The sequence below is a fragment of the Kitasatospora sp. NPDC048407 genome (genome assembly GCF_043200475.1).
Taxonomy (GTDB): Bacteria; Actinomycetota; Actinomycetes; order Streptomycetales; family Streptomycetaceae; genus Kitasatospora.
This window is the reverse complement of sequence record NZ_JBICXW010000006.1, coordinates 213,603-238,659: the sequence shown is the minus strand read 5'-3', so window position 1 is coordinate 238,659 and position 25,057 is coordinate 213,603. Positions and strand designations below refer to the sequence as shown.

The 25,057-nt window shown below is 71.3% G+C and carries 25 protein-coding genes; 15 read left to right on the top strand and 10 right to left on the bottom strand.

Features of this window, described 5'->3' with window-relative positions:
• Nucleotides 1-260: 260 nt before the first annotated feature.
• Together ACGFWJ_RS14810 and ACGFWJ_RS14805 are read right to left on the bottom strand one after the other, a co-directional pair.
• A complete protein-coding gene (locus tag ACGFWJ_RS14810) occupies nucleotides 261-689 on the bottom strand; it encodes a type II toxin-antitoxin system VapC family toxin (RefSeq protein ID WP_392949183.1) in 429 nt (142 codons plus the stop codon).
• On the bottom strand, nucleotides 686-976 hold the full coding sequence (locus ACGFWJ_RS14805; protein WP_392949180.1) for a hypothetical protein: 291 nt from the start codon (nucleotides 974-976) through the stop codon (nucleotides 686-688). Before ACGFWJ_RS14805 ends, ACGFWJ_RS14810 begins: the two co-directional genes overlap by 4 nt.
• Before the next feature lie 203 nt (nucleotides 977-1,179).
• Here ACGFWJ_RS14805 and ACGFWJ_RS14800 point away from each other — a divergent pair, with 203 nt between their 5' ends.
• From ACGFWJ_RS14800 to ACGFWJ_RS14790, 3 genes are all read left to right on the top strand, one after another.
• On the top strand, nucleotides 1,180-1,680 hold the full coding sequence (locus ACGFWJ_RS14800; RefSeq protein WP_392949178.1) for a DUF4365 domain-containing protein: 501 nt from the start codon (nucleotides 1,180-1,182) through the stop codon (nucleotides 1,678-1,680).
• Nucleotide 1,681: 1 nt separating this feature from the next.
• The gene (locus ACGFWJ_RS14795; protein ID WP_392949175.1) at nucleotides 1,682-2,830 is read left to right on the top strand and encodes a hypothetical protein; all 1,149 of its coding nucleotides are present in this window, start codon (nucleotides 1,682-1,684) and stop codon (nucleotides 2,828-2,830) included.
• Nucleotides 2,831-3,269: 439 nt separating this feature from the next.
• Nucleotides 3,270-5,657, top strand: coding sequence for a helicase C-terminal domain-containing protein (locus ACGFWJ_RS14790; RefSeq protein ID WP_392949172.1), 2,388 nt, complete (start codon nucleotides 3,270-3,272; stop codon nucleotides 5,655-5,657).
• A gap of 56 nt (nucleotides 5,658-5,713) precedes the next feature.
• On the opposite strand, the gene ACGFWJ_RS14785 is transcribed toward ACGFWJ_RS14790, so the two are convergent.
• From ACGFWJ_RS14785 to ACGFWJ_RS14775, 3 genes are all read right to left on the bottom strand, one after another.
• The gene (locus ACGFWJ_RS14785; protein WP_392949169.1) at nucleotides 5,714-5,992 is read right to left on the bottom strand and encodes a type II toxin-antitoxin system RelE/ParE family toxin; all 279 of its coding nucleotides are present in this window, start codon (nucleotides 5,990-5,992) and stop codon (nucleotides 5,714-5,716) included.
• Between the two features lie 3 nt (nucleotides 5,993-5,995).
• Entirely contained in the window at nucleotides 5,996-6,277 is a 282-nt protein-coding gene (locus ACGFWJ_RS14780; RefSeq protein WP_392949166.1) for a type II toxin-antitoxin system Phd/YefM family antitoxin, read from the bottom strand.
• A gap of 405 nt (nucleotides 6,278-6,682) precedes the next feature.
• On the bottom strand, nucleotides 6,683-6,904 hold the full coding sequence (locus ACGFWJ_RS14775; RefSeq protein ID WP_387639316.1) for a hypothetical protein: 222 nt from the start codon (nucleotides 6,902-6,904) through the stop codon (nucleotides 6,683-6,685).
• 448 nt (nucleotides 6,905-7,352) lie between these two features.
• Between ACGFWJ_RS14775 and ACGFWJ_RS14770 the strand changes: the two genes are divergently transcribed.
• The 4 genes from ACGFWJ_RS14770 to ACGFWJ_RS14755 all read left to right on the top strand — a co-directional run bounded on the left by ACGFWJ_RS14770 (nucleotide 7,353) and on the right by ACGFWJ_RS14755 (nucleotide 11,262).
• Nucleotides 7,353-7,556: a cold-shock protein gene (locus ACGFWJ_RS14770; RefSeq protein ID WP_030916923.1), complete on the top strand. Its 204-nt coding sequence runs from the start codon at nucleotides 7,353-7,355 to the stop codon at nucleotides 7,554-7,556.
• Nucleotides 7,557-7,662: 106 nt separating this feature from the next.
• Nucleotides 7,663-9,108: a DEAD/DEAH box helicase gene (locus ACGFWJ_RS14765; protein WP_392949162.1), complete on the top strand. Its 1,446-nt coding sequence runs from the start codon at nucleotides 7,663-7,665 to the stop codon at nucleotides 9,106-9,108.
• A gap of 266 nt (nucleotides 9,109-9,374) precedes the next feature.
• Nucleotides 9,375-9,926, top strand: coding sequence for a nuclear transport factor 2 family protein (locus tag ACGFWJ_RS14760; RefSeq protein WP_392949160.1), 552 nt, complete (start codon nucleotides 9,375-9,377; stop codon nucleotides 9,924-9,926).
• A 121-nt stretch (nucleotides 9,927-10,047) separates the two neighbouring features.
• Entirely contained in the window at nucleotides 10,048-11,262 is a 1,215-nt protein-coding gene (locus ACGFWJ_RS14755) for a hypothetical protein (RefSeq protein WP_392949158.1), read from the top strand.
• On the opposite strand, the gene ACGFWJ_RS14750 is transcribed toward ACGFWJ_RS14755, so the two are convergent.
• Nucleotides 11,247-12,161 (bottom strand): AraC family transcriptional regulator, encoded by a 915-nt coding sequence (locus ACGFWJ_RS14750; protein ID WP_392949155.1) that lies wholly within the window; start codon nucleotides 12,159-12,161, stop codon nucleotides 11,247-11,249. The genes ACGFWJ_RS14755 and ACGFWJ_RS14750 overlap by 16 nt on opposite strands.
• A gap of 102 nt (nucleotides 12,162-12,263) precedes the next feature.
• On the opposite strand from ACGFWJ_RS14750, the gene ACGFWJ_RS14745 reads away from it, so the two are divergent.
• Complete coding sequence (locus tag ACGFWJ_RS14745; RefSeq protein ID WP_392949152.1) at nucleotides 12,264-13,172, top strand: MBL fold metallo-hydrolase; 909 nt, start codon at nucleotides 12,264-12,266, stop codon at nucleotides 13,170-13,172.
• Nucleotides 13,173-13,456: 284 nt separating this feature from the next.
• Entirely contained in the window at nucleotides 13,457-15,073 is a 1,617-nt protein-coding gene (locus ACGFWJ_RS14740; protein WP_392949149.1) for a hypothetical protein, read from the top strand.
• Between the two features lie 16 nt (nucleotides 15,074-15,089).
• Here ACGFWJ_RS14740 and ACGFWJ_RS14735 read toward each other — a convergent pair whose 3' ends face one another.
• Nucleotides 15,090-15,779 (bottom strand): ArsR/SmtB family transcription factor, encoded by a 690-nt coding sequence (locus ACGFWJ_RS14735; protein WP_392949146.1) that lies wholly within the window; start codon nucleotides 15,777-15,779, stop codon nucleotides 15,090-15,092.
• A 93-nt stretch (nucleotides 15,780-15,872) separates the two neighbouring features.
• Entirely contained in the window at nucleotides 15,873-16,808 is a 936-nt protein-coding gene (locus ACGFWJ_RS14730; RefSeq protein WP_392949143.1) for a LysR family transcriptional regulator, read from the bottom strand.
• 142 nt (nucleotides 16,809-16,950) lie between these two features.
• On the opposite strand from ACGFWJ_RS14730, the gene ACGFWJ_RS14725 reads away from it, so the two are divergent.
• Both ACGFWJ_RS14725 and ACGFWJ_RS14720 read left to right on the top strand, forming a co-directional pair.
• Nucleotides 16,951-18,186, top strand: coding sequence for an MFS transporter (locus ACGFWJ_RS14725; protein ID WP_392949140.1), 1,236 nt, complete (start codon nucleotides 16,951-16,953; stop codon nucleotides 18,184-18,186).
• A 79-nt stretch (nucleotides 18,187-18,265) separates the two neighbouring features.
• On the top strand, nucleotides 18,266-18,820 hold the full coding sequence (locus ACGFWJ_RS14720) for a cysteine hydrolase family protein (RefSeq protein ID WP_392949138.1): 555 nt from the start codon (nucleotides 18,266-18,268) through the stop codon (nucleotides 18,818-18,820).
• Between the two features lie 7 nt (nucleotides 18,821-18,827).
• Here the strand turns inward: ACGFWJ_RS14720 and ACGFWJ_RS14715 are convergent, their stop codons facing one another.
• Complete coding sequence (locus ACGFWJ_RS14715) at nucleotides 18,828-19,733, bottom strand: LysR family transcriptional regulator (RefSeq protein WP_392949135.1); 906 nt, start codon at nucleotides 19,731-19,733, stop codon at nucleotides 18,828-18,830.
• 220 nt (nucleotides 19,734-19,953) lie between these two features.
• Between ACGFWJ_RS14715 and ACGFWJ_RS14710 the strand changes: the two genes are divergently transcribed.
• On the top strand, nucleotides 19,954-21,402 hold the full coding sequence (locus ACGFWJ_RS14710) for an MFS transporter (protein WP_392949132.1): 1,449 nt from the start codon (nucleotides 19,954-19,956) through the stop codon (nucleotides 21,400-21,402).
• A gap of 14 nt (nucleotides 21,403-21,416) precedes the next feature.
• Here ACGFWJ_RS14710 and ACGFWJ_RS14705 read toward each other — a convergent pair whose 3' ends face one another.
• Nucleotides 21,417-22,190 carry a helix-turn-helix domain-containing protein gene (locus ACGFWJ_RS14705; RefSeq protein ID WP_392949129.1) on the bottom strand — a complete coding sequence of 258 codons (774 nt, stop codon included), beginning with the start codon at nucleotides 22,188-22,190 and terminating at the stop codon, nucleotides 21,417-21,419.
• A 229-nt stretch (nucleotides 22,191-22,419) separates the two neighbouring features.
• Here ACGFWJ_RS14705 and ACGFWJ_RS14700 point away from each other — a divergent pair, with 229 nt between their 5' ends.
• Genes ACGFWJ_RS14700 through ACGFWJ_RS14690 form a run of 3 tightly spaced genes read left to right on the top strand, consistent with a single transcriptional unit; the run spans nucleotide 22,420 to nucleotide 24,963 of the window.
• Nucleotides 22,420-23,088 carry a DUF4097 family beta strand repeat-containing protein gene (locus tag ACGFWJ_RS14700; protein WP_392949126.1) on the top strand — a complete coding sequence of 223 codons (669 nt, stop codon included), beginning with the start codon at nucleotides 22,420-22,422 and terminating at the stop codon, nucleotides 23,086-23,088.
• Between the two features lie 52 nt (nucleotides 23,089-23,140).
• The gene (locus ACGFWJ_RS14695) at nucleotides 23,141-24,190 is read left to right on the top strand and encodes an ATP-binding cassette domain-containing protein (RefSeq protein WP_392949123.1); all 1,050 of its coding nucleotides are present in this window, start codon (nucleotides 23,141-23,143) and stop codon (nucleotides 24,188-24,190) included.
• Complete coding sequence (locus ACGFWJ_RS14690) at nucleotides 24,187-24,963, top strand: ABC transporter permease (RefSeq protein WP_387639360.1); 777 nt, start codon at nucleotides 24,187-24,189, stop codon at nucleotides 24,961-24,963. The genes ACGFWJ_RS14695 and ACGFWJ_RS14690 overlap by 4 nt, the downstream gene beginning before the upstream one ends.
• Nucleotides 24,964-25,057 lie beyond the last annotated feature (94 nt).

The window sequence follows — 25,057 nt, the reverse complement described above, 5'->3', positions numbered from 1 at the left end:
GTTCAGAGGTCAGCCGGCGGATCACTCCACCACAGGTCAGAACACCTGCGACCGTCCCCGGACGGCCGGACGAACATTTGGAAAGCGTGTTTGGGGCAACCCCTCACGAGTTCGAATCTCGTATCCTCCGCCTCCGCCCGCCGGGGCAAACGAGGGCCCCGACCGCTGAGCGGTCGGGGCCCTCGTCGTTCATGGTCCCGGTTCTGGTCTCACTCATTTCCAGCAAAATCCGATGATTCGACCGATCTGGCGCTGCGCGATTACGCCTCGCACTCCCATGGGTTCAGGGTGAGCGCGCCGGTCCGGGCCAGGTGTTTGATGTTCCGGCTCACCACGGTCCAGCCGTTCGCGATAGCGGTCGCGGCGATCAGTGCGTCCGGCGGGTCGATGCTCGTTCCGTTGCTCTTGAGTTCTCGATGGATCGCAAGGTAGGCAAGGGCTTCGCGCTCACCGATCGCGGCGATCCGGTTGCGATACTCATCCTGGATGCCCGCGAGCGCCAGTTCGAACGTGGCCCGCCGTTGCGGGTCGGCTGTCTGAGCGACACCCATCTCGATCTCCGCGATGGTGATGACGCTCAGGTAGAGAGCGGGAGCCGGCACCGAACAGGCCCACGCGACGACGGCCGGATCCGGCTTCGGCCGGGTGGTGAGCTCAGCGACGACGTTGGTGTCGAGTAGATAGATCACTTACCGTCCGCCGCGTCGTCATAGGAACGTTGCCCGAACTCCAGTCCCTCGAACGGAGTCGACAGCAACCGCTGAATGAACCCGTCGTTCCCGAGCGTCGCCCAACGGTGCAGCATGGCAGGCAGTGCATCGATGTCGGTATCGGCAAGTTCGGCGTCGAAATGCTCAAGCTGGTGCTCCGGCAAAGCTTCCCGAATCTCCCGGATCGTCCTCAGCGGATGAGGCTCCTCGGGTCGGCGCGGTGGGAGCGGCAGATTTGCCGCAGTAGTCATGATCAGCTCCTCCATGTCGCACCCCACAGGCTCACACTTAGCGACAGCCTAGAGCCGAGCAGGCCAGGCCGTCCCGTATGTCATTCAACGTGCCTGCCTGTCCCCACCGTGTTCCGCAGCGAGTGACGCACAGACTCAGCCCGTGGAGCCTCGGGCCCTCTTCCTCGGGCAAGGAAGAGCGCCTATCCTCGCGATCACGTCATGTGGGGGGAGCTAACGTGGCTGCTGAGGCAACGAGTTGGCAGAAGGAACAGATCAGTCGCGCGTATGTTCACGCCCTGGCCACACAGGGCGGCTACACGATCTGCGACTGGAACGTCGACAAGGACGGCGTCGACGTGACCCTGCGCTCGCGGGGGCTGATGATCGACATTCAGCTCAAATGCACACAGCGCCCTCGAGTCACACGCGACGGCTACAGCTTCGACTTGGACGTAGACACCTACGACAAGCTTCGCGACCCTGAGCGCTCAGCCCCCGGGCACCTTGCGCTATTGATCGTCCCGCCAGACATCGGCCGGTGGGTGACCCATCAGCCGAACTCGGTGGTCTTGGCCTGCCATGGGTACTGGGCTTCTTTCCAAGGTTTGGAGACCGTGCGTGGGAACACCACGGCGGTCAGATTGCCACGGCAGCAAGAGCTGACCGCCAAGGCCATGGGGAGCATGTTCGATGCGGCGCGTCGGATGACCCTCGGGGGCCTGCGGGGGTTGAACTGACATGGTGGAGATCACGCCCGATTTCGGTCCCAACGAGATTCGGAGCTACTTGAAGGTCGGCGGCTGGACTCGCATGGATGGCGGCGAGCTCGCTGAACTGTGGACCCTGCCAGGTCTTGCAGATGAGGTCGTCCTCGTACCGCTCAGGCCGAACGCCCCTGACTTCGCCAAGCGCACCCACATCCTGCTGAATGACCTCGCGCGGGTCGAGGCTCAGGACGCTCGCGCGGTCCAGGACGCGATCGCAACGGTGTATCACGACGTCACCGACCTCCGAGCCTCGCACCCGTCGTTGACCGACGGATCGATCCCGCTCGAAGCAGGCTACGAACTGTTCGTCTCGGCGAAACGCTTGCGGGTAGCTGCAGCCGCCGCCACCATCCGTCGGCAGGGCCATTTCCGGAACTTTCCACCCCGAGCCAGAGAGCAGGCACGCGAAGTGCGGCTCGGCCAAACTCGGCGCGGCTCCTACATTGTGCCGATCATCAGCCAGGCCAGATCACCACTTGAGGTCTACACGCCTGGCCAGACCGACATCGATGTAGGCATCGAAGAGGTCCTCTTCGATCGACGCGTGACCGCGACGATGTCACGCGCCCTCGGTGTACTTGAAGAGATGGCCACCGCCATCCGCGAGCCGACGCCCAGCGAGATCACCGACTGCGTCGGGGAGGGCGTCTCCTACGAGCTGTGCCAGGCCCTGGCCAAGGTGGTCAACGCCGGCTCCGTCGACACTCTCGACATCTCCTTCAACTGGTCACGCGTCGCCGCTCCCCCATCGGGAGCTCCGCCACGGGTGGAGTTCAACCACGAGGCGATCGAGATCATCGACAGGGTCTCCACCCAGCTCAAGACACGTACCTACACAAGACAGCACGTGATCTACGGGGTCGTCACCGATCTGAGCCGCCAGCCCGACGACGAGGACGGACGCGTAGGCGTGAGAACGCTCATTCAACGCCGAAACCGCATCGTATGGATGCACCTCCCGCCGGCCCTCTACCACGTGGCTGTCCGCTGCCACGATGAGGGGATTCCGGTGCGAATCCAAGGTGAGCTCACCAGTCCTCCAGGTGGTCATGCCACGATGGATGTCAAGGGCTTCGGCCCGGACCCCTCTCTGCCGTTGAGTCAGGGCACCATGGTTTGAGTCAGCGATGCACGGCTCGAAATTGCCCATGTTCCTGGTCTCAGTTTTGGTCTCGTTCATCGCCGGTCAGGCAGGTTCGGCTTGCTCACCGCCAGCCGGGAAGCCGCAGTTCAGAACATGTTCGGACGCCGCCGGACAACGCTGCGGGGAATTGGAAAGCGTGTTGGGGGCAACCCATCACGAGTTCGAATCTCGTATCCTCCGCCTCCGCCCGCCAGGGCAAACGAAGGCCCCGACCGGGTTCCGGTCGGGGCCCTCGTTGTGTTCGGGACGCGAGCCGGAGTGGCGGCCCGAGGCGTTCTCCGGGCATCATCCAGTCCTTCGTGTGACGCGCGACCCTTTTCGTACGCCATCCTGGAGCCCCGGCCGGTCCCGCGGCGGAACGGCGGTACTCCTGCGTGGCGAGGTGTTCCCCATAAGCAAGACGAACGGTTCGGCCATGGCGGCGTGGCTGTGCGGACTCGACGCACCCGAGTTGGAACGGGTCCTGGCGGCGCGCCCGGATGTGGCGGTGGCGCCGGAGCCGCGGTCGGTCGGTGAACTGGCAGACCGTCTTCAGCGCCCGGCGTCAGTGGCACTGGCCCTGCCCCGGCTCGCACTGCCGTGCCTGCAGGTGGCGGAGGCCATCGCCGCGCTGGGGTCCGTGTCCCGGGACGGCCTGGCCACCTTCCTGGACGCGGCGGACGGGGAACGCACCCGCGGATTGGATGTGGCCCTGGAGGCACTGGCCGATCGTGCTCTGGTGTGGCCGGGCCACGACGGGGTGCTGCACATGGCAGCACCGCTGCGGCACGCATGGGACTCACCCCTCGGGCTCGACGCACCGCTGGCACATCTGCTCGCAGGCACGAACTCCGACGAACTGGGCCGCGTACTGGCGAAACTGGGCGTCAAGCCGGCTGGCAACAACAAGTCGCGGCGATTGGCGGCGCTGATCGACCATCACAGCGATCCGGAAAGGGTCGCCGCGCTGGTGGCCAAGGCTCCGGGGGCAACGAGGAAGCTCCTTGAGCAGCGTGCGAGCCGGCCTCCGAAGCAACCGGCGTTCATCATGTTCACAGGCTCGCAGTCCGGCTCCGAGCCAGGCGAACAGTGGGCGCTGGAGCGGGGGTTGCTGATCCGGGACCGCCATCGGTACGGGTCGGCCCGGATGCCGGCAGAGGTGGCACTCGCGGTGCGCGGGCCCGGCTGGTTCGCTCCGTTCACGCCCGTCCCGCCGGTCGTGCGTTCGGTGTCCGTCACCGCTTCGCAGATCGAACGGGAGGCCGCAGCCGCCTCGATGGCGTTCGCCGCCCATGCCGCGTCGGTTCTCAGGGTGTGCGCCGTCACTCCCCCGACTCGGCTCAAGGCTGGTGGGATCGGCGCACGCGAGTTGTCCCGGATCGGCAAGGCGGCGCAGTGCGACGAGATCGTGGTCCGCATCGCGCTGGAGGCGGCGAACGGGGCTGGGCTGCTCGCCCGGGACGGCGACCGGGTCGTGGCGACCGCCGGCTACGACGTCTGGGCCGAGAAGGAGCCGGCCGACCAACTCGCCGTGCTTCTCCAGGCGTGGTGGACACTCCCGCTGTCCCCCGGCGGCAGCCGCGACGAGGACGGGAAGGCTCTGCCTGCCCTCGCCGGCCCACCGGCCTGCGGGGGCTGCGTACAGGGTCGGCACGGACTGCTCTCGGCCGTGTCACAGCTCCCGGCCGGCGAAGGCGCGTCGAACCCAGCGGAGTTGGGGGCGCTGATCGTGTGGCACCGGCCGCTCGCCGACGAACTCCCCCAGGACGCCACGCCGTTCGCCACCCTGATCCGTGAAACGGAACTGCTCGGCGCACTCGCCCTCGGGGCGCTGTCCCCCATCGGGACCGCGCTGCTCGCCGGTGACACCGCCGCGCTGGCGGACGCCTGCCGGCAGCTACTGCCCGCCGCCAGCGGGACCGCCCGCTTCGGCAGCGATCTCACGGCCATGGTTGCCGGTACGCCATCAGCAGCCATCGCCACGTTGTTGGACTCCGCCGCAGACCGGGAGACAGCCGGAACGGCGTCCGTGTGGCGGTTCAGCCCGGGAAGCGTCCGCCGCGCCCTCGACGCGGGCCTGACCCCCGACGCGATCACGGCCGACCTGGCCGCCGTCGCCGTCGAACCGCTTCCCCAGCCGCTCTCGTACCTGATCCACGACACCGCGCGCAGCCACGGCCGGGTCCGTGTCGTCTCCGCAGCCAGTGTGATCCACGGCGAGGAACCGGCTCTCCTGGCCGAACTCGCTGCCCACCGCAAGCTCTCCCCGCTCGGCCTACGGCAATTGGCACCGACCGTCTTGATCAGCCGGACCCCGCCGGACAAGACACTCGCGGCGCTGCGATCCGCGGGCTATGCCCCCGTCGCCGAGAAGCCCGACGGCACCGTCCGCGTCGAGCGGGCCGAGCGCCCCCGCGCGGCGCCCCCGGTACCGTCCCCGCGCCTGCCCCGCGGCAGGTCCCGGCCGCAGCAACCGGGGAACCGTCCCGTCGACTTGGGAGCCCTCGCCGCCCGCCTTCTGGCCGGCCCGCAGGACATCCCGGAGCCCGACCCGTGGGACGGCCGCCCCTACGGCAGTGACACCGAGGAGATCATCGCCGGGTACGCGCGCAACCTGTCCTTCACCGACGTCCGCCAGCTGGCCCACGCGGTCAACGAGGGCCTGGCGGTCACCATCGAGTACATCGCCACCTCCGGCAACGAGACCATCCGCACCCTCAGCCGTCTGGATCTCGACCCGCCCTACCTTCAGGCCTGGTGCCATCTGCGGAACGACGAACGCGTGTTCACCATCTCCCGCATCCACGGGGTGATGCCCGGGTAGCCAACGCCGTCGTCGGCCTCCCGTCATCGGACCTCCGGTTGAGCGGCCGAGGTCACCTACAGGTTGCGGTAGACGTCGCGACGGTTGCCGACAGTCAGGACCCACACCACCAGTTGGCCGTCCTCAACCGTGTACACGACGCGATAGTCCCCGACCCGCAGTCGCCAACGCGCACTGTGCCCCTGGAGGGCTTTGACATCGAAGGCCCCGGTGTCCCCGTCGTCCAGCGCCTTCTGGAGATCAGTGAGGCGATGCAGAATGCGCACGGCATCAGGCCGGGGAATCTTGAGCATGTCCCGCTGGGCGTGCGGTGTGAACCGCGTGAAGTAGCCCATGGCTCAGGCGTGGTGGTCGCGGAGCATGGCGGCCATCTCTTCGAGCGACACGGATCCGTCGAGCCCCTCGGTCTCCGCCTCGTCGGCCAACCGGTTGAGCCAGGCGTCTTCGGCCTGCTCCGCCAGCCTGCGCAGGTGCTGGTACTCACGGATGTCGATCACTACGGCTTCCTGCTTGCCGCGCCGCGTGATGATCGTGGGGGTCTCGTCCCTGCGCGCGCGATCGAGGACGTCCGCAAGGTGGCTGCGGACCTCGGCCATGGATTCGATCACCGGCTCGCTCATGCAACAAATGTAGCAGATGTACATCCATGCCATCTTTGATTGCAGCGCTCAACGAACCGAGCGCGCATGACGCGAAGCCCGGCTGGTGGCAGTTCTGGTTGCATTCGCCCCGGTCCAGCGCCGTTCGACGCCCAGCAAACGAGTCACACCGCTGCAGGTCAGAATGCCCATGGACCTCCCCGGACACCTGGACGCATTTGGAGAGCGTGTTGGGGGCAACCCCTCACGAGTTCGAATCTCGTATCCTCCGCCTGATCGAAGGCCCAGACCGCAACGGCGGTCCGGGCCTTCGTCGTGCTCCGTCCCCTTGTGTTCGGCACCTCCCGCGTCCATGGCGCCATGCCGACGCAACCCGGGCCGGGGTGGCGCGGGCTGGGGGCGGGGTGGCGGCGGGGGCGGGGTGGGTCAGAGGTTGAACATCCCGCGGTACGGCTCGGCGATGCGCTCCTGCCGGGATCCGAAGTCGACGAGTACTGCGGTGTCGCCCTCGACGCCGATGACCCGGCCGAGGCCGTAGGCGTCGTGGGTGACGCGATCGCCGATGGCGAAGTGCTTGCGCGGCGCTTCGGCCTTGGCCTTGAAGGGGCTGGTGGGCAGGTGGCGGCGGACTGCTTCAGGTTTTCTCATCCAGGTCAGTATGCTCCGCGAAGCGTGGTAGCGGCCCTTTCTGACGACCCGAAATCTTGGATGCCTGAAATGCCGGGTTTGTTGAACGTCACTTTCCGGGGGCGTGCGCCCGGAGTCACACCACAGGTCGGCCGCCGCGCCGGGCACCGCGCGCGGTCGGATCAACTGCCCGCACCAGCAGTGATGTTGGCGTACGCGGTGGATCCGGCCCGCTGGCGCCGGGGCAGCGGCCGCCGAAACCTGGGGCAAAATGTCCCCCCGTTCCGGGCTTGGGGCTGCTACAGTCGGAGGAGTTGCAGTAGTGGTTCCCATGAACTTTGTGTGCGCCTGCTGATGTATCGCAGGCGCATTTCTGTTTTCCGGACATTTTCCGGGCGGGCGCTCATCGCGGTGACTCGGTGCCCGTATCGTGCGGGTTCCGGAAGGTCCCTTGAAGGAGATTTTTTACATGGCTAATGGCACCGTGAAGTGGTTCAACGCGGAAAAGGGCTTCGGCTTCATCGAGCAGGAGGGTGGCGGCCCGGACGTCTTCGCCCACTACTCGAACATCAACGCCAGCGGCTTCCGCGAGCTGCTCGAGGGCCAGAAGGTCGAGTTCGACGTCACGCAGGGCCAGAAGGGCCCGCAGGCCGAGAACATTCGCCCGCTGTAGTTCCTACTGCCACGGCAACCGCCTGGCAGCGAGGGGCCCGCGCCGCGCACATGGTGCCCGGTGCGGGCCCCTCGGCTTTTGTGCCGCCCCGAGGAGGGTCTCCCGCATGAACCGTTCCAGCCGCCCTCCGCGCCGACACACCGGTTCCGGTTCCGGCTCCGCATCGGGCAGCGGCGCGGGATCCGCCTCCCTGCGGGAGTTCTCGGTGCCGGTGAGTACCGTGCCGGCCCTGCCGCCCGTCGAGTCCTTCGAGGAACTGAACCTGCCGAGGGAACTGCTGACGATCCTGGCGCGCAGGGGCATCAGCACGCCCTTCCCGATCCAGGCCGCGACGTTGCCGAACTCGCTGGCCGGCCGCGACGTGCTGGGACGGGGCCGTACCGGCTCCGGCAAGACACTCGCGTTCGGTCTCGCCGTACTCGCCCGCACCGTCGGGCAGCAGGCTGAGCCGCGGTGCCCGCTCGCACTGGTCCTGGTCCCCACCCGTGAGCTCGCCCAGCAGGTCACCGAAGCCCTCACCCCGTACGCCCACGCGACGCATCTGCGGATGGCCACCGTGGTCGGCGGGGTGCCGGTCCGCCGCCAGGCGCAGGTGTTGAACCGCGGTGCGGAGATCGTGGTGGCCACGCCCGGCCGGCTGGGGGACCTGATCGAGCGCAGGCTCTGCCGCCTGGACCGGGTCGGTATCACCGTCCTCGACGAAGCCGACCGGATGGCCGACATGGGCTTCCTGCCCGACGTCACCGCACTCCTCGAACAGGTCGCCGAAGGCGGCCAGACGATGCTGTTCTCCGCCACCCTGGACCGCAACGTCGACGGCCTGGTGCGGCGCTTCCTGAAGGACCCGGTCACGCACTCGGTGGATCCGTCCGCGGGAGCGGTCAGCACGATGGAGCACCACGTGCTGCACGTGCAGAACTCCGACAAGACCGCCACGATCGCCCACATCGCCTCCCGCGACGGCAGGGTGATCATGTTCATCGACACCAAGAGCGGCGCGGACCGCCTGGTCGACACCCTGCTGGCAAAGGGGGTGAAGGCCGCGGCCCTGCACGGGGGCAAGTCCCAACCGCAGCGCACCCGCACCCTGGAACAGTTCCGCACCGGTCAGGTGGCCGCGCTCGTCGCGACCGACGTCGCCGCCCGGGGCATCCACATCGACGGCCTCGACCTGGTCGTCAACCTGGACCCGCCAGCGGACCACACGGACTACCTGCACCGCGGCGGACGCACCGCCCGGGCCGGCGAGTCCGGCACCGTCGTCACGCTGGTCCTCCCCAACCAGCGCCGCGGCACGGCCCGGATGATGTCCACGGCCGGCATCACCCCCGTCACCACCAAGGTCCGGCCCGGCGACGCGGAACTCACCCGGATCACCGGCGCCCGCGTCCCCACCGGCGTGCCCACCACGATCCCCGACCCCGTCGTCGAACGGCCCCGCCACAACCGGTCCACCGGCCGCTCCCGCTACGGCCGCCCGGCCTCCGCCACCCGCACCCGGCCGACCAGCGACGGCTCGGGCGGCACCGCGTCCCGGTCGCGCAGCAGGTAACCGCGAACAATCGCCCCGGCGGGGTCTACCGGCGGCGGCGGACGTCGCGTCGGTTGCCCATCGCCATGACCCAGATGGTCAGTCGGCCGCCCTTGAGGGAGGGCCGGAGCCGGCAGGCCGGGCGGGGTTCGGGCTGCACGGGCGTGGCTGACGGGCACCGGTGGCTCTGTGCCGGGCCTTGATCTCCAGTGGGCTTGAAGTTCTAGCCTCAGCGGTACGCGGCCGGGTCGGCCGCGGCAGGCAGCGCGAGCCGGGGAGTCACGGCCATGGGCATCAGCACGGAGGCGTTCGCCGCTCTGGAGCGGCAGGTTCAGGTTCTGGTCGATCGTGCCGAGATCACCGGACTCATCGACGGTTATCTGATCAGCCTCGACACGGTGCCCCAGGGCGGCGGCCGGTTCGACGAAGCGTGGGCGCGGCGGTACTTCACGTCCGATGTGCGGATCAGCAGGCCGGTCGGGGACCACGAGGGGATCGCCGGGCTGGCCGAGGCGGAGCAGGTGGCGCTCGGAAAGTTCAAGCGCACTCAGCACACGGGGGCCAACTACATGATCGACCTGGCCGGGGACCGGGCCGCGGTCCGCTGGAACGCGATCATGACGCACGTGCACCTCGCCGCGACTCAGCAGGCGCGCGGCGAGGAAGCCGGCGGCCACTTCGATGTCGGCGGCACGTTCACCGGCGAGGCGGTGCGGACCTCGGACGGCTGGCGACTGCGCCGCCTCGAGGTGCAGGCCGTCTGGACGAACGGGAAGGGGCCGCTCGCCCTGACGCCGGAGGCCGAGGCGACGCTGCGCGACCTCGCGGTCGGCGTGTGACGTCCCGTGGGGACGGCCGACCCCTTGGCGGGTGACAAAGCGACCAGAGTGTTGCGTACATGTCCAGCGCGAGCCTAGCGTGAGGGCCTGTTGGACTGTTCGCACGGAGAGGCTCGATGTGATGCTTCGTCAAGTCAGGGCAGCAACAAGCGCGGTGATCGCCGCCGGACTGGCGGTCGCCGGCGGATGGGTGGGGGCCTCGCCGGCCGAGGCCGCGGCAGGCCCGACGGCGCTGAACGGGGCGGACTACACGCTCAGCGCGGACTACCACAAGTACGACGCGCTCGACTCGGCGCTGGTGACGGCACTGGGGACGTCGCCCGTGCACACCGTGATGGAGAACGCCAACCACACCCGGCAGGCGCTGCCCTCGTCGTTCTCGGTGGCGGGGCTGTCCACGGGGTTCCGGTTCGACGACGGTGACAACACGGACTGCAAGAGCGTTCCGCAGGGGATCACCACGAGCCGGGACGCCGTGGGGACCGCGAACAGCGGGAACTACGACGGGCATCAGCTGGTGCTGGTCAGCTGGTACACCGCCGACGCCTGCGGCGGGAACCACCAGCGCAGCCGGATCACGCTGGCGGACTGGGACGCCACCTACCCCAACACGTACCGCAAGATCCTGCTGGTGGAGCCGACGGGCACGGCGGCGGCGCCGGACTTCAAGGACATCCCGATCCACGCGGGCGGCGTCTCCTGGTACGGGGACTACCTCTATGTCGCCGACACCGGGCGCGGCATGCGGGTCTTCGACATGCGCAAGATCCTCAACACCGACACCGGCGGCACCGCCGATCAGATCGGCCGCCAGGCCAACGGGGCCTACTACGCCCACAATTACGCCTACGTGCTGCCGCAGGTCGGCACCGTCACCTCGCAGACGGCCACCGGTGTGGCCGGGCTGGCGTGGTCGTCCATCTCGCTGGACCGGGTCAGCGAGTCGATCGTGATGACGGAGTACACCTGCCCGGTGAGCTCGACCTGCACCGACTACCCGAAGCGGGCGCCGCGGGCCGTGCGCTTCCCGTTCGCGCCGGGGGCGACGACGTTCGCCACGACGACGACCGCGAGTCAGGCGCTCATGCTGCCCTGGTACCACCTCAACGGCGTGGCGTCCCACAACGGCCGGTGGTGGTTCAACTCCTCGGGGGCGAAGCAGCTTTACTACTGGACGCCGACGGCCGGGCCGTCCACCTTCGCCTGGGTGGGCGGCGGCGAGAGCCTCTCCTACTGGGAGGACGCCACCAACCCCGACCTGCTGTGGTCGTTGCAGGAGACCACGGGCGGACGCAATGTCTTCGCCGTCACCCAGGCCACCTACGGCGGGGGCTGAGCGGCGGCGCGGTAGCGGCCGGGTGTGGTGCCGAACTCCCGCTGGAACGCGTGGGAGAAGGCGTAGGGCGTGCCGTAGCCGACCCGGCGGGCGATGGCGGCCAGCGGGTCGGGGGTGTCCCGGAGTCTCGCGGCGGCCAGGGCGAGGCGCCACCAGGTCAGGTACGCCATCGGCGGCCGGCCGACCAGTGCGGTGAACCGGCGCGCCAGGGTGGCGCGGGACACCCCGACCTCCGCCGCCAGGAGGTCGGTGGTCCACCGGGCGGCCGGGTCCGCGTGCAGGGCGCGGACCGCGGCCGCCGCCACCTCGTCGTCCAGGACGGCCGGCCAGGCGCCCGTCGAACCCTCGGCGAGCCAGGCGCGGATCAGGTAGACCAGCAGCAGGTCGAGCAGGCTGGGGACGGCGACGCCGGAGCCGGGGCGGCGACCGCTCGCCTCGCGCCCCAACAGGTCGATGGCGGCGCGGAGTTCGGGGTGCCGGCCGACCCGGCTCGGGAGGTGCACCAGCTCCGGCAGCTCGGCGAGCAGTGGGTGCGCGCGGCTGTGGTCGAGCCGGTACTTGCCGCACAGCAGCTCCACCTCCCCCTGGCCCGGCCGCCCGAGAACGTCCTTTTCGGCCAACTGCTCGAACGGGACTGCGCGTTGGGCAGCGCCCGGACCAGCCTCGGCGTCCGCGAGGACGTGGCCGGCGCCGCGCGGCAGCAGCACCGCGTCGCCGGAGGTGAGCGCCAGGGTGGTGCCGTCCGCGCCGATCAGCCGGCAGCTGCCCGCCAGGACGACGTGGAAGCCGGCGCCGTCGTACGGGGCGAGGCGGGTGCTCCAACTTCCGCCGACCCGCACGCGGTTGGAGGAGGGCCGTCCGATCCGGACCGTCGATATCGCGTCGCTGACCACGTCCATGCCCGGGAGTGTATTCACCCGCGCAGGTGAGAGCGTGTTGCGTATCCGGATGAGCCGATCGAGCATTGAGACACTCGCCAAATGGCCCTTAGCGTCGGCGACATGAACAGCGAACACGTGCGGAGCATCACGCTCGGGAGTGTCGAAGTCCTCCGCGTCATCGAGTGGCAGGGCCCGTTCCTGCCGGCCCACCAGCTGGTCCCCGGGTTCGGGGCCGAGCGGTGGGAGGAGAACGCCGGGTGGCTGGCGCCGCAGCACTGGGTGCCGGAGAGTGGGCTGGCGGCGGCCGCGTTGCAGACCTGGGTGCTGCGCAGCGGCGGCCGAACTGTCTTGGTGGACACCAGCGTTGGCAATGGGCGCGAGCGGCCCGAGACGCCGGCGTTCCACCAGTGGCAGGGCGATTTCCTCGGCCGGCTCGCCGCGGCCGGCGTCCGCCCGGAGGACGTGGACGTCGTCGTCAACACCCATCTGCATGCCGACCACGTCGGGTGGAACACCACCGAGTCGGACGGGGAGTGGGTGCCCACGTTCCCGAACGCGCAGTACCTGCTGCACGCCGCGGACGACTTCCACCTCGGCCCGGGGAACTCCTACGGCGGCGGGCGGGAGGCGGAGCTGATCTACCAGGACAGCATCGAACCGGTGGACCGGAGTGGGCAGTTGGCGCGCTGGGAGGGTGAACACCGGATCGACGAGAACCTGGTGCTGGAGTCCGCGCCCGGCCACACGCCCGGCTCCTCGGTGCTGCGGCTGGAGTCCGGGGGCGAACGGGCCGTCTTCGTCGGTGACTTGATGCACAGCCCGGCGCAGATCATCGCCCCGTCCTGCAACAGCTGTTGGTGCGTCGACCCCGCGCAGGCGGCGGCCAGCCGTCACCGGATCCTCGAACGGGCGGCGGCGCGGCGGGAGTTGGTGGTGCCGGCGCACTTCGGCGGAGCCGGGGCGCTGGAGGTCCGGCGGGCGCCGGGCGGCGGGTTCGCGATCGAGCGGTGGGCGGCCGCCTTCGCCTGAACTGCGTTGAAAGTAGCGAAAGTTCTACTTCGCAGACGCCAGGGAGTGCCTCAACGCGTAGCCCTGTTCGGGCAGACGGAGGGAAGCGGTCGAGAGTGTGACAGATATCGACCGTCTGCGGTCGGGAATGGTCCGATTTCATCCGCAGGTGGCGAAATTTCGGCTACTCGCCGGTTTCGCCGATCTTCGATCGGTTCGGGTGCTAAGTTCCGTGCCTGTAAACATAGTTAGCCCCGACGACGCGGCAACGTCCCGGGGCGTGGCAACAGGAACAGAACTTCCCGATGCGTATTCATCGTAGCGCCCAGAGCGGCGAATCCACGGCTATCGCCAACGACATTCTGCAGAACCGTGACCTTTCGTACGTCGCCAAGGGCGTGCTCGGGTACCTTCTCTCGCTGCCGGACGACACGCCGGAGAACTGCAAGAACCTGGCCGACGCAGGCTTCGAAGGCCGCACCACCATCACGAAGGCCGTGGCCGAGCTGCGGGCCGCCGGGTACTACCGGCTGGTGAAGAAGCGCCTCCCGGCGGGCCGGGTCATCAGCGAGATCCACGTCTACGACACGCCCCAACTCCCGCAGGACGCCGCCGAGTCGGGCACCGACGCACCGGGGGCCGGAAATCCGGGCCCCGGTGCAGCGAGCGTCGGTGCGCCGGGCGGGTACCTACAAAAGAAGGTAAAAGAAACTACTACCCCCCTACCGTCCCCAGCGCCGAGCGACCGGCGCGAGCCGGGCGGGGCGGGCGAGCCGGGCGGGGCGGGCGAGCCGGGCGGGGCGGGCGAGCCGGTCGAGCCGGACGCGCTCGACGAGGCGGTCGAGCCGGGCGGGGCGGGCGAGCCGGGCGAGCCGGGCGGGGCGGGCGAGCCGGGCGAGCCGGGCGAGCCGGGCGAGCCGGGCGGGGCGGACCGACCGACCGAACCGGTCGAGCCGGACGCGCTCGACGAGCCGGGCGAGCCGGACCTGCCTGGCCAACCCGACGAGCCGGACCTGCCGTACTGGGCGAACTGGCCGACCTGGCCGAACCGAACGCACACGCCTGCCGATCCCAGCGAGCCCAGCGGGACGACCGATCCTGGCCAGCCCGACGGACCGGACCAGCCGGACCTGCCGGACCAGCCGCATGCGCCCTGTGAGCCCTACGAGTCGAACGCGCCCGCCGACCAGGCCGGTCAGCCCGAGCCGGACGACCGCAGCAGGCCCGCCGCGCCGCCACAGCAGGCCGCACCGCCGGCCGAGCCGGACGAGCGCAGCAAGCCCGCCGCGCCGCCGGCCGCGCAGGCCGCACCGCAGGCCGAGCCGCCCCAGCTCGCCGAACGCGCCGAACGCGCCATCCCGGCGCAGCGAGCCGCCCCGACCGTGCGGGCGGAGCGCGCCGAACGTGCTCCGCGAACCCCGCGTGGCACGGCCCGGACGGCCCTGACGGCCATGGACGGCCGGACCCGCGAGGCGGTCGCCGCGCTGTTCCGGGCGCTCCGCAACGAGCCGCGCCTGCGTCTCGGCGAGGCCGAGGCGCGGAGGCTCGCGCCGCTGGTCGTGCCGTGGCTGGAGCGCAATGTGCCGGAGGCCGATCTGGTCCGGGCCCTGACGAGCCACCTGCCCCCCGAAGTCACGTCGCCGGCCGGCCTGGTGCGCTTCCGGCTGAGGGACAAGCTCCCGCCCGTCCCGGAGCCCGCGCCTCCCGCCAAGCCCCCGCAGGCCGAGTGCGCCAAGTGCTGCGACCCGATCCCGCAGCCCGGCATCTGCGCCCCGTGTGCCGGTCTGGGCGCCCGTCGGGAGCCCGCTGTAGGTGGCGGCGCGGCGTTCGCCCGGGCGGGTGCCGCCCGGGTCAGGGAGGCGATGCAGTGGGTCGCCCGGCCGGGCAGGTCGACTGTCGGCAACCCCGTCCCGGCGGGCTGATCGGGACGGCTCGCCGTCACGGGTTGGCGTCGAGCAGCGCGTGCCCGAGCGGCGTGAGGGCGTGCTGCACCTGGCGCCCCTGCCGGGTGGTGGTGATCAGTCCGGCGGCTCGCAGCGCGTTGGTGTGCGGCGAGGCGGACGGTGCGGCGATGCCGAGCGTGGCAGCCAACTCCGTGGTGGTGCACGGGCCTTGGGCGACAACCCGGAGAGCTCGGGTGCGGGCTGGGCCGAGCAGCGCGAGCAGGCCGTCGGGAGCGGCGTCCGGACGGACGGCGAGCGTCACCGGGTGCAGCACGGCGGTGGGCCGGTCGGGCGGGTGCAGGACGGCGCACTTGTCGAGGAACAGGTTCGGGTGCAACTGCAGCCCGCGGCCTGCGAGTCGGTGCCGGACCACAGGGCCGGGGCGTTCGACGGTGAGGGTGCCGGCGTCGTGCCAGCTCAGCCGCGGGTGCAGGCGGGAGAGCATCGCGGCGGGCCCGTCCGTCGCCACCGTCTGTGCATGGCAGCGGACTTGGGCGTCGAGGGTGCGGCGCAGGTCCCGCCAGTCGGGTGCCAGGCATTCGCGGTAGAGGGCGGCGGCAGCGTTCATCACGGGGCGCAGCGCGCGGGCGCCTTCGTCGCGGAGGCGTTGGACGACGGGTGGTGCGGTGCGGTCGTAGCAGTGGCCGAGTTCGGCGCGGATGCGGTCGTCGTCGGCGGTGAGCACGCTGTCGAGTTCGTCGGCGAAGCTGCGCAGGTAGGCGGTGCTGTCGGCGAGCAGGAAGTCGGGAACGCCTGCGCGCGCTGCTCTGAGCCGTGCTCAGTCCCGCTGCACCCAGTCGGGCACCCAGGTGCCGGGGGCGTCGTGGGCGGCCTTGGTGGCGGCCAGGTGGGTGCGCAGGGCGGCCAGTGCCGGGTGCGGGTTGTCGCGGTGCCACACCAGGGAGTGCGGGTAGACGGGCGTCGGGTCGGTGAGCGGGATCCGGCGCAGGCCGTGGCTCTCGGGCCAGACCAGCCGGGTGCCGTCGCTGAGGAAGGTCGCCAGTGCGGGAGTGTCGGCGATGGTGTCGAGCAGGGCGTCGGAGCCGAAGTTGGGGCCGGTGGCCTCGATGGTGAGGCCGAACTCGGCGACCAGGTCGTCGTAGTAGGCCGCCCACTCGGAGCCGGGGAGGATGCCGGGCATCCAGATCCGGTGGCCGACGAGTTCGCGCGGCGTCACCGAGCGGGCCTCGGCGAGGGCGTGGTCGGGGCCGGTGAGCAGCTGGAGCTGCTCGTCGATCACCCGGGCGGCGGCGAGGTCGTCGGGCAGCGGCCGGCCCGGGGCGGCGACGGCACGGAAGGTGGCGTCGATGGCCCCGGAGCGGACGGCGCGGACGGCCTCGTCGATGTCGAGCAGCTTCACCACGTCGAGTTCGGTCTCGGGGTGGCTGCGGTGGAAGTCGCGCAGCAGGCCCGACGCGGCGCCGCGCAGGTTGATCACGTCCACCCGGAGCGGGCGGCGGGCGGCGTGCACGGAAGCGACGGCGCGTTCGGCGACCCGCAGCAGTTCGCGGGCGTGCGGGAGGAACGCCTGACCGTCGATGGTGGCCTCGGCGCCGCGCGGGGTGCGGATGAACAGCCGGACCCCGAGGTCGCGTTCGAGGGCGGCGATGCGCTTGGAGACAGCCTGCTGGGTGATCGCCAGGTCGGTGGCGGCCTTCTGGAACTGGCCCGCCTCGGCGACGGCGAGGTAGGTGCGTACGGCTTCGAGGTCCACGTTGCCCCACCTTAGTGAACAACCACTGGTTGTACAGTCGGCCCTCCTCGGTTGTTTGACCTGCGCTTGTGCGGCCCGGTTGGCTCTCCATGGTCAACGAAGGTTTGTACGGTCGGCGGGGGTGGCGGTGGGCAGGCGGTCCTTGGGACGACGGTTCGGGTGGCTGTGGGCGTCGTACGCGGTGAGCGCGTACGGGTCAGGGCTGGGGTTCGGGGCGCTGCCGCTGATCGCGGTGCTGGTGCTGCACGCCGGGCCCGCCGAGGTGTCGGCGCTGTCGGCCGTGGGCCCGGCGGTGGGGGCGATGCTGGCGGTGCCGCTCGCGCCGTGGGTGGAGTTCCGGCGCAAGCGGCCGGTGATGATCGCGGCCGACCTGGTCCGGTTCGGCGCGATGGCGTCCATCCCGCTCACGTACGCCTGCGGGGTGCTCGGCATCGGGCAGCTGTTCGCGGTGTCGGCGGTGGTCGCCGCGGCGAAGATCGCGTTCGGCGCGGCCAGCGGCGCCTACCTGAAGACACTGGTCCGACCGGAGGACCTGCTGGTCGCCAACTCTCGCTTTGAGTCGACGAATTGGAGCTCGATCGCGATCGGGCCGCCACTCGGCGGGGCCGCGATCGGCGCGTTCGGGCCGGTCATCACGGTGCTGGCCGACGCGGGCAGCTACCTGCTGTCGGCGCTCGGCCTGACGGCGATCCGCGACCGCGAGGAAGCACCCCGGCGGCGCGAAACAGGCAAGGCCGGATCGCTGCTGGACGGCTGGCGACACCTGCTGGGCGACCCCGGGCTGCGCGCGCTGTACCTCAACAACCTGCTGGTGTCCGGCCTGATCATGGCCACCGAACCGGTCCTCGCCGTCCTACTGCTGCGCCAACTCCACTTCCCCGCCTGGCAGTACGGCCTGGCCTTCGCCGCCCCCTGCCTCGGCGGACTGATCGGCTCCCGGCTGGCCCCGCGGGTGGTGGCGCGGTACGGCCGGACGTGGGTGTTCCGGACGATCGGCACGCTGCGCGCCGTCTGGCTCGTCGGGTTGGCCTTCGTCCGGCCCGGCGTGGTCGGACTGGTCACGGTGATGGCCGTCGAGCTGGCGATCATCGTCAACATGAGCCTGTTCACGCCGGTGCTCGCCACCTACCGGCTGGAACGCACCCCGCAGCACCTGGTCGCCCGCACGCTCTCGGCCTGGTCGATCGGCCAGCAGGCCGCCATCGCCGCCCTCACCGCGCTCGGCGGCCTGCTCGCCACCCTGACCGGCCCGCGCACCACGCTGGCCGTCGCGGGCCTGCTCGCCCTGGCCACCCCGCTGCTGCTGCCCCGCCGCGAACCGGCAGCGCCGCACGAAGCCGCGCCGCACGAGCCCGCGCTGCTCGACAGCCGCGCCTGATTCGAACCGGCGCCGCCGCGCGAGCCCGCGCTGCTCAACAACCGCGCCTGATCACCCCCTTAGGAGTGAGGAGACTCCCGTGAAGAACACCGCGCTGCTCCTGCTGGACTGCCAGCCGGCCGTCCTGTCCGCCGTCCCCGAGGCCGGTCCGCTGCTCGACCGGCTGGAGCGGGCCGTCGCCGAGGTCCGCGCGAAGGGCGGCGCGGTGGCCCACGTGCGGGCCGCGTTCACCGAGGACGACTGGGCGGCCGTCCCCGCCGCCAACACCACGTTCGCCGCCGTGGCCCGGCACCGCGCCCTGCACCACCAGGACCCGGGCGCCGCCTTCCACCCCCGACTCGCCCCGCAGCCAGGCGACTTGGTGGCCCGCAAGACCCGCCTCGGCGCGCTGTCCACCACCGACCTCGACCGGGGGCTGCGGGCCCGTGGCATCGACACCCTGATCGTCGGCGGGCTCAGCACCGGCGGCGCCGTACTGTCCACCGTCCTGGACGCGGCCGATCGCGACTACCGCCTGCACGTGCTGTCGGACGGCATCGCGGACCCGGACCCGGAGGTGCACGCGTTCGTGCTCGACCGGCTGCTCCCGTCCCGCGCCCAACTGGTCACCTGCGCGGCCCCGTTCGCGCCCTGATCACGCGTCAGGCCACCGCCATCCGGGCGAACGCGGCGCGCGCGGTGGCGAGGAACGCCGGTACGGCGGGCCGGAGTTCGGCGCTGCGCAGCCAGCTCATGGTGATCGTGGTCCGGGCGGCGTCGCCGAGCACCGGGACGGCGGCGAGTTCGCCGCGGGCCGCCGCGTCGGCCACCGCGAGCTCGGGCAGCAGGGCGCAGCCGAGCCCGGCCACGGCACACTGGCGGAGGGCGGCGATGCCGGCCAGCTCGGTGTCGATCACGGGGGCGTCCGGGCCGAGGCTCCCGATCAGGGCGTCCAGCATCTCCCGGAAGCCGCAGCCGGGCGGGGTGGCCAGGAAGGGTTCGCCGCGCAGTTCCGGCCCGCCGAGCTGCGGGTACCGGGCCAGCCGGTGGCCGATCGGAGCGACCACCATCAGCCGTTCGCCGGCCAGCGTCTCACTGGCCATCAGCTCGTCCTGGGGTGCCCGGCCGAAGGTCAGTGCCACGTCGAGCTCGCCGCGTCGCACCGCGTCGTACAGCTCGCCCCGGTTGCCCTGGCGGACCGCGACCTGCACCTGGGGGAACTCGCGGCGGTACGGGGCGAGGACGGCGGGCAGGCGGTGGGCACACAGCGTCTCCAGCCCGCCGACCACCAGCCGGCCGCCGGGCCGGCCGTCCTCCTGCTCGACGGCCGCGCGGGCCTGCTGGGCGAGCAGCAGCATCCGGTCCGCGTACTCGAGCAGCCGTTCGCCGGCCGGGGTGAGCGACAGTTGGCGGTGGCTGCGGTCGAACAGCTTGGCGTCGAGTTCCGCCTCCAGGGCCTGCACCTGCGCGGTGACGCTGGACTGGGCGTAGTTCAACTCCGCGGCGGCCCGGGTGAAGTTGAGCGTCCGGGCGACGGTGCGGAAGGTCCGGAGATGGCGCAGTTCCACGGTGTCCGCTCCTCGTCGTCGGCCGAGTCGGCCCGGGCCGGCTTCGTCATCGGCTCCGGCGATGGGTGCCATCGGAAGCTTCCGCTTCCTCAACCGCCGTGCCGCGGCAAGAATTTCAGTGATCGCCCGCCGCTCACAACCGGCCCGGCGAACCGCGGCGCCGCCGTCGTCCGGCGCGCCCGTCGCATCCACTCTTCTTCGCACCCTCGGGGGGACAGCTGTGCCCGGTGGACGGACCGACGCCCGGCGCGGGAACGGGCTGCTGCTGCTCGGAATCTCGCTCGGCTACTTCATGGTGATGCTGGACACCACGGTGGTGACCGTGGCGCTGCCCGCGATCGGCGCGGACCTGTCGGGTTCGCTCGGCGGCCTGCAGTGGGTCTCGAACGGCTACACCCTCGCCTTCGCCGCGCTGCTGCTCACCGCCGGTGCGCTGGCCGACCGCCACGGCGGGCGGCGGGTGTTCCTGGCGGGGCTGTGGCTGTTCGGCGCCTGCTCCGGGGTGAGCGCGCTGGCCGGGTCGATGGGCGTACTGATCGCGCTGCGGGCGCTGCTCGGCGCGGCGGGCGCGCTGCTGCTGCCAGCCTCGCTCGCGGTGATCGCGCACGCCTGGACCGAACCGGCGGCGCGGGCCCGGGCGATGGGCGTGTGGGCGGCGATCAGCGGCAGCGCGCTGGCCGCCGGGCCGCTGGTGGGCGGGGTGCTCACCGACCGGTTCGGCTGGCAGGCGATCTTCCTGGTCAACGTGCCGGTGGCGCTGCTCGCCGTCGCCCTGACGGTGCGCCACGCCCCGGCGGACCGGCCCGGGCCGGCCAAGGGCGTGGACCTGCCGGGTCAGCTCTGCGCGGTGCTGGCGCTGACCGGGCTGACCTGGGCGCTGATCGAGAGCGAGCCGGCGGGCTGGGCGTCGCTGCCGGTGCTCGGCGGCTTCGCGGTGTTCGCGCTGGCGGGCGGGTCGTTCGTGGCGGTCGAACGCCGCCGGGAGGCCGCGCGGCTCGCCCCGATGCTCCCGCTGGGGCTGCTGCGCGACCGGACCCTCGCCACCGGGCTGTTCGCCGGGCTGCTGGTGAACTTCGGGCTGTCCGGGGTGCTGTTCGTGCTCTCGCTGCACTTCCAGCGGGCGCACGGCCTGAGCGCGCTCGGCGCGGGCGTCGCGTTCCTGCCGCTGATGCTGCCGACAGCGTTCAACCCGGTCTTCACGGGACGGCTGGTGGGCCGGATCGGGGCCCGCCGCCCGGCCGTCGCCGGATTCCTGCTGATGGGCACCGGGGTGCTGGTGGCCGCTGCGGCGACCGCGGACTCGACGGCCGCGCGGGTGGCGATGGCGGCCGGGCTGCTGGTGCTGGGCTTCGGGGTGTCGTTCGCGATCCCGTCGCTGATGACGGCGGTGGTCGGCGCGGTCACCAAGGAGCAGTCCGGGATCGCCTCGGGCGCGCTGAACTCGGCCCGGCAGACCGGCGCGGTGCTCGGCGTGGCCGTGCTGGGCGCGCTGGCCGACACCGCCTCGGGCGGCTCCGGCACCCGGATCGCCCTGCTGGTCGCCGGTCTCGCGCTGCTGGCCGGCGCGGCCGCGGTCGCCGCGTTCCTGGGCCGCCCGGCCGGACGGCAGTCACCGGCCCGACGAGAGGCCCCGGCCCGGCGAGAGGCCCCGGCCGGGCGAAATGCCTGACCGGGCAAGCCGGTTCAGCGCTTGCCGCCGTCGCCCCCGTCCTCGGGGGTGTCGGCGTCTTCGGCGTCTTCGGCGTCCGACTCGGGCTTGACGTACAGGATTTCGCGGGCCTGCTCGGCCATCCGGAACAGCCCCTCCGAGACGAAGTCGAGGAACCGCGCGATGCTCTCCAGCCGGGCGGCGGCCGGAGTGTCCGGGCCGAGCACCGGAATGCCCTCGCGGACGGCGGCGACCACGGCGGCGTTGGCGCGGGCGCTGGCGATGGTGGCCTGGTACCAGATGTCGTCGTCGATCACGTACCGCTCGCGCCGACGGTCGTCGCGCTCACGGCGGATCATGGTCTGCTCGTCCAGGAAGGCCACCGCCTTGGAGATGGACGCCGGGCTGACCTGGAGGCGCTGGGCGAGTTCGGCCGCGGAGAGGACGCCTTCGTCGGTGACCATCAGCGCGGCCAGCACCCGGGCGGGCATCCGGCTCATTCCGGAGTGCATGAAGACCGTGGTGACGGTCTCCTCGTACGCGCGCACGGCCTCCGGGTCGCGCCCGTCGACGGGCCGGTCGGTGTACGGGTCACGGGGCAGCGCCGCGCGGCGCTGGGCGCGGTGTTCGGTGGCGCGGTGGGCGAGGTCGGCCCGGTAGCCGTTGGGGCCGCCGTTGCGCATGACCTCGCGGGTGATGGTCGAGGTCGGCCGGTCCAGGCGGCGGGCGATCTCGGCGTACGCCAGGTCGTCGGCCAGTCCCAGCGCGATCTGCTGGCGTTCCTGCTGGGTGAGCCTGCCTCCCGGCATCGCGGTCTCCTCGGGTCGAACGGTGCGTGACGCGACCCAGCATAGCGTTCACTCTTAGTCCATTGCAACGCACGCCCTTTCCGTCGTTGCGTTATCTCACGAACCATTGCAACGATTTACTAGCCCTGAGCTGCACAGACACTGATTGATTGCAACAGCCTTCTTGCCGACTTCATGAACGCAACGTAGCGTTTCCATCATCAGAAACGACGCACAGACGGAGTCCACGATGCAGAAGTTCGACACCCCCACCACGATCACCGCCGTCATCGACATCCCGGCCGGCCAGCTCCGCCTGATCGCCGCCGACCGCACCGACACCGTCGTCGAGGTGCGCCCCGCGAATCAGTCCAAGGGCCGCGACGTGCAGGCCGCCGAGCAGACCGAGGTGTCCCTCACCGACGGCGTGCTGCGGATCGTCACCGCCGCCTCGAACCACCGCCTGCTCGGCCCGAGCGGCGCGCTGGAGGTGACCGTCCAGCTGCCGTCCGGTTCGCGGGTCGAGGCGAAGGCCGCCGACGCCGAACTGCGCGGCGTGGGACGGCTCGGCGAGGTCTCGTACGAGAGCGCCCGCGGCAAGGTCAAGCTCGACGAGACGGCCGGCGGCCGCCTGAGCCTCCAGGACGGCTCCGTCGAAATCGGCCGGCTCACCGGCTCGGCGCAGCTCGACACCCAGCGCGGCGACCTGACCGTCACCGAGGCGGCGCGCGGCGAACTGACGCTCACCACCCAGTCCGGGTCGATCACCGTCGGCGCCGCCCGCGGCATCTCCGCCTCGCTGGACGCCGGCACCGGCTACGGCCGCATCCACAACGCGCTGCGCAACGCCGACGACGTGCCCGCGCTCGCCATCCGCGCCACCACCAAGAACGGCGACATCACCGCCCGCACGGTCTGACCACCACCCCGCACCGCCCCACCAGCTCAGCGACAGAAGAAGGAGTTCTCCCATGACCGGCCTGGCCATCGCGGCGCAGGGGCTGCGCAAGTCCTACGGGGACAAGACCGTCCTCGACGGCGTCGACCTGTCCGTCCCGGAAGGGACCGTCTTCGCCCTGCTCGGCCCGAACGGGGCCGGCAAGACCACCGCCGTCAAGATCCTCTCCACCCTGATCTCCGCCGGCCCGGGCAGCGGGCCGATCCGGATCGGCGGCCACGACCTGGCCGCCGCCCCGCAGGCGGTGCGCGCCGCGATCGGCGTCACCGGCCAGTTCTCCGCCGTCGACGGCCTGATCACCGGCGAGGAGAACATGCTGCTGATGGCCGACCTGCACCACCTGCCCAAGGCCGAGGGCCGCCGGGTCGCCGCCGACCTGCTGGCCCGCTTCGATCTCACCGAGGCCGCCCAGAAGCCCGCCTCCACCTACTCCGGCGGCATGAAGCGCCGCCTCGACATCGCGATGACCCTGGTCGGCAGCCCGCGGATCATCTTCCTGGACGAGCCGACCACCGGCCTCGACCCGCGCAGCCGGCACGGCATGTGGCAGATCATCCGGGAGCTCGTCACCGGCGGCGTCACCGTCTTCCTCACCACCCAGTACCTGGACGAGGCCGACGAACTCGCCGACCGGATCGCCGTCCTGCACAACGGCGTGATCGCCGCCGAAGGCACCGCCGCGGAACTCAAGCGCCTCGTCCCGGGCGGCCACGTCAGCCTCCGCTTCACCGACCCGGCCGGGTACCGGTCCGCCGCCGACGCACTCACCGAGGGCGCCCGCGACGACGAGTCGCTGACCCTGCTGGTCCCCAGCGACGGCAGCCAGCGCGCGCTGCGCTCGGTGCTCGACCGGCTCGACGCGGCGGGCGTCGAGGCCGACGCGCTGACCGTGCACACCCCCGACCTGGACGACGTGTTCTTCGCGCTGACCGGCGCACCCGCCGTCCCCGCCGAGTCCGTCCCCGCCCAGTCCGACGCAACCCAGTCCGACGCCACCCAGTCCGACGCCGCATCCACCGCCCCGGCCGCCGCGGCCGCATCCTCGAAGAAGGCTGTCCGATGAGCTCGTTCGCCCTCGCCGTCCGCGACTCGTCCACCATGCTGCGGCGCAACCTGCTGCACGCCCGGCGCTACCCGTCGCTCACCCTGAACCTGCTGCTCACGCCGGTGATGCTGCTCCTGCTGTTCGTCTACATCTTCGGCAACGCGATGAGCGGCGGCGCCGGCCGCGCCGCCTACGTCGCCTACCTGGTGCCCGGCATCCTGATGATGACCATCGGCTCCACCGTGATCGGCACCGCCGTCTCGATGGCGACGGACATGAACGAGGGCATCGTCGCCCGGTTCCGCACCATGGCCATCCACCGCGGCTCGGTGCTGTTCGGCCGGGTGATCGGCAGCGTGCTCCAGTCGATGCTGAGCGTGCTGCTGGTCGGCGCGGTGGGTGTCGCCATCGGCTTCCGCTCGCACGACGCCACCGTGCTGGAGTGGCTGGCCGCGATCGGCCTGCTGGCGCTGGTCGCGCTCGCCCTCACCTGGATCGCCGTCGGCATGGGCCTGGGCAGCCCCAACGCGGAGGCCGCCAGCAACAGCGCACTGCCGCTGATCGTGCTGCCGCTGATCTCCAGCGCGTTCGTCCCGCTGCACTCGATGCCCGGCTGGTTCCAGCCGATCGCCCAGTACCAGCCGTTCACCCCCGCCATCGAGACGCTGCGCGGCCTGCTGCTCGGCACCCACATCGGCAACAACTGGTGGATCGCCCTGCTCTGGTGCGCCGCCCTCACCGTGCTCGGCTACGTCTGGTCCCGCTCGCAGTTCGACCGCGAGCCGAAGTAATCGCCCGACCCCGCCCCGGAGCTGACGCCACGTCAGCTCTGTCGGCGTTTCCGGGGGCTGTCCCCCCTGAGGTTTCGGGTGGCTGCCCCATCCC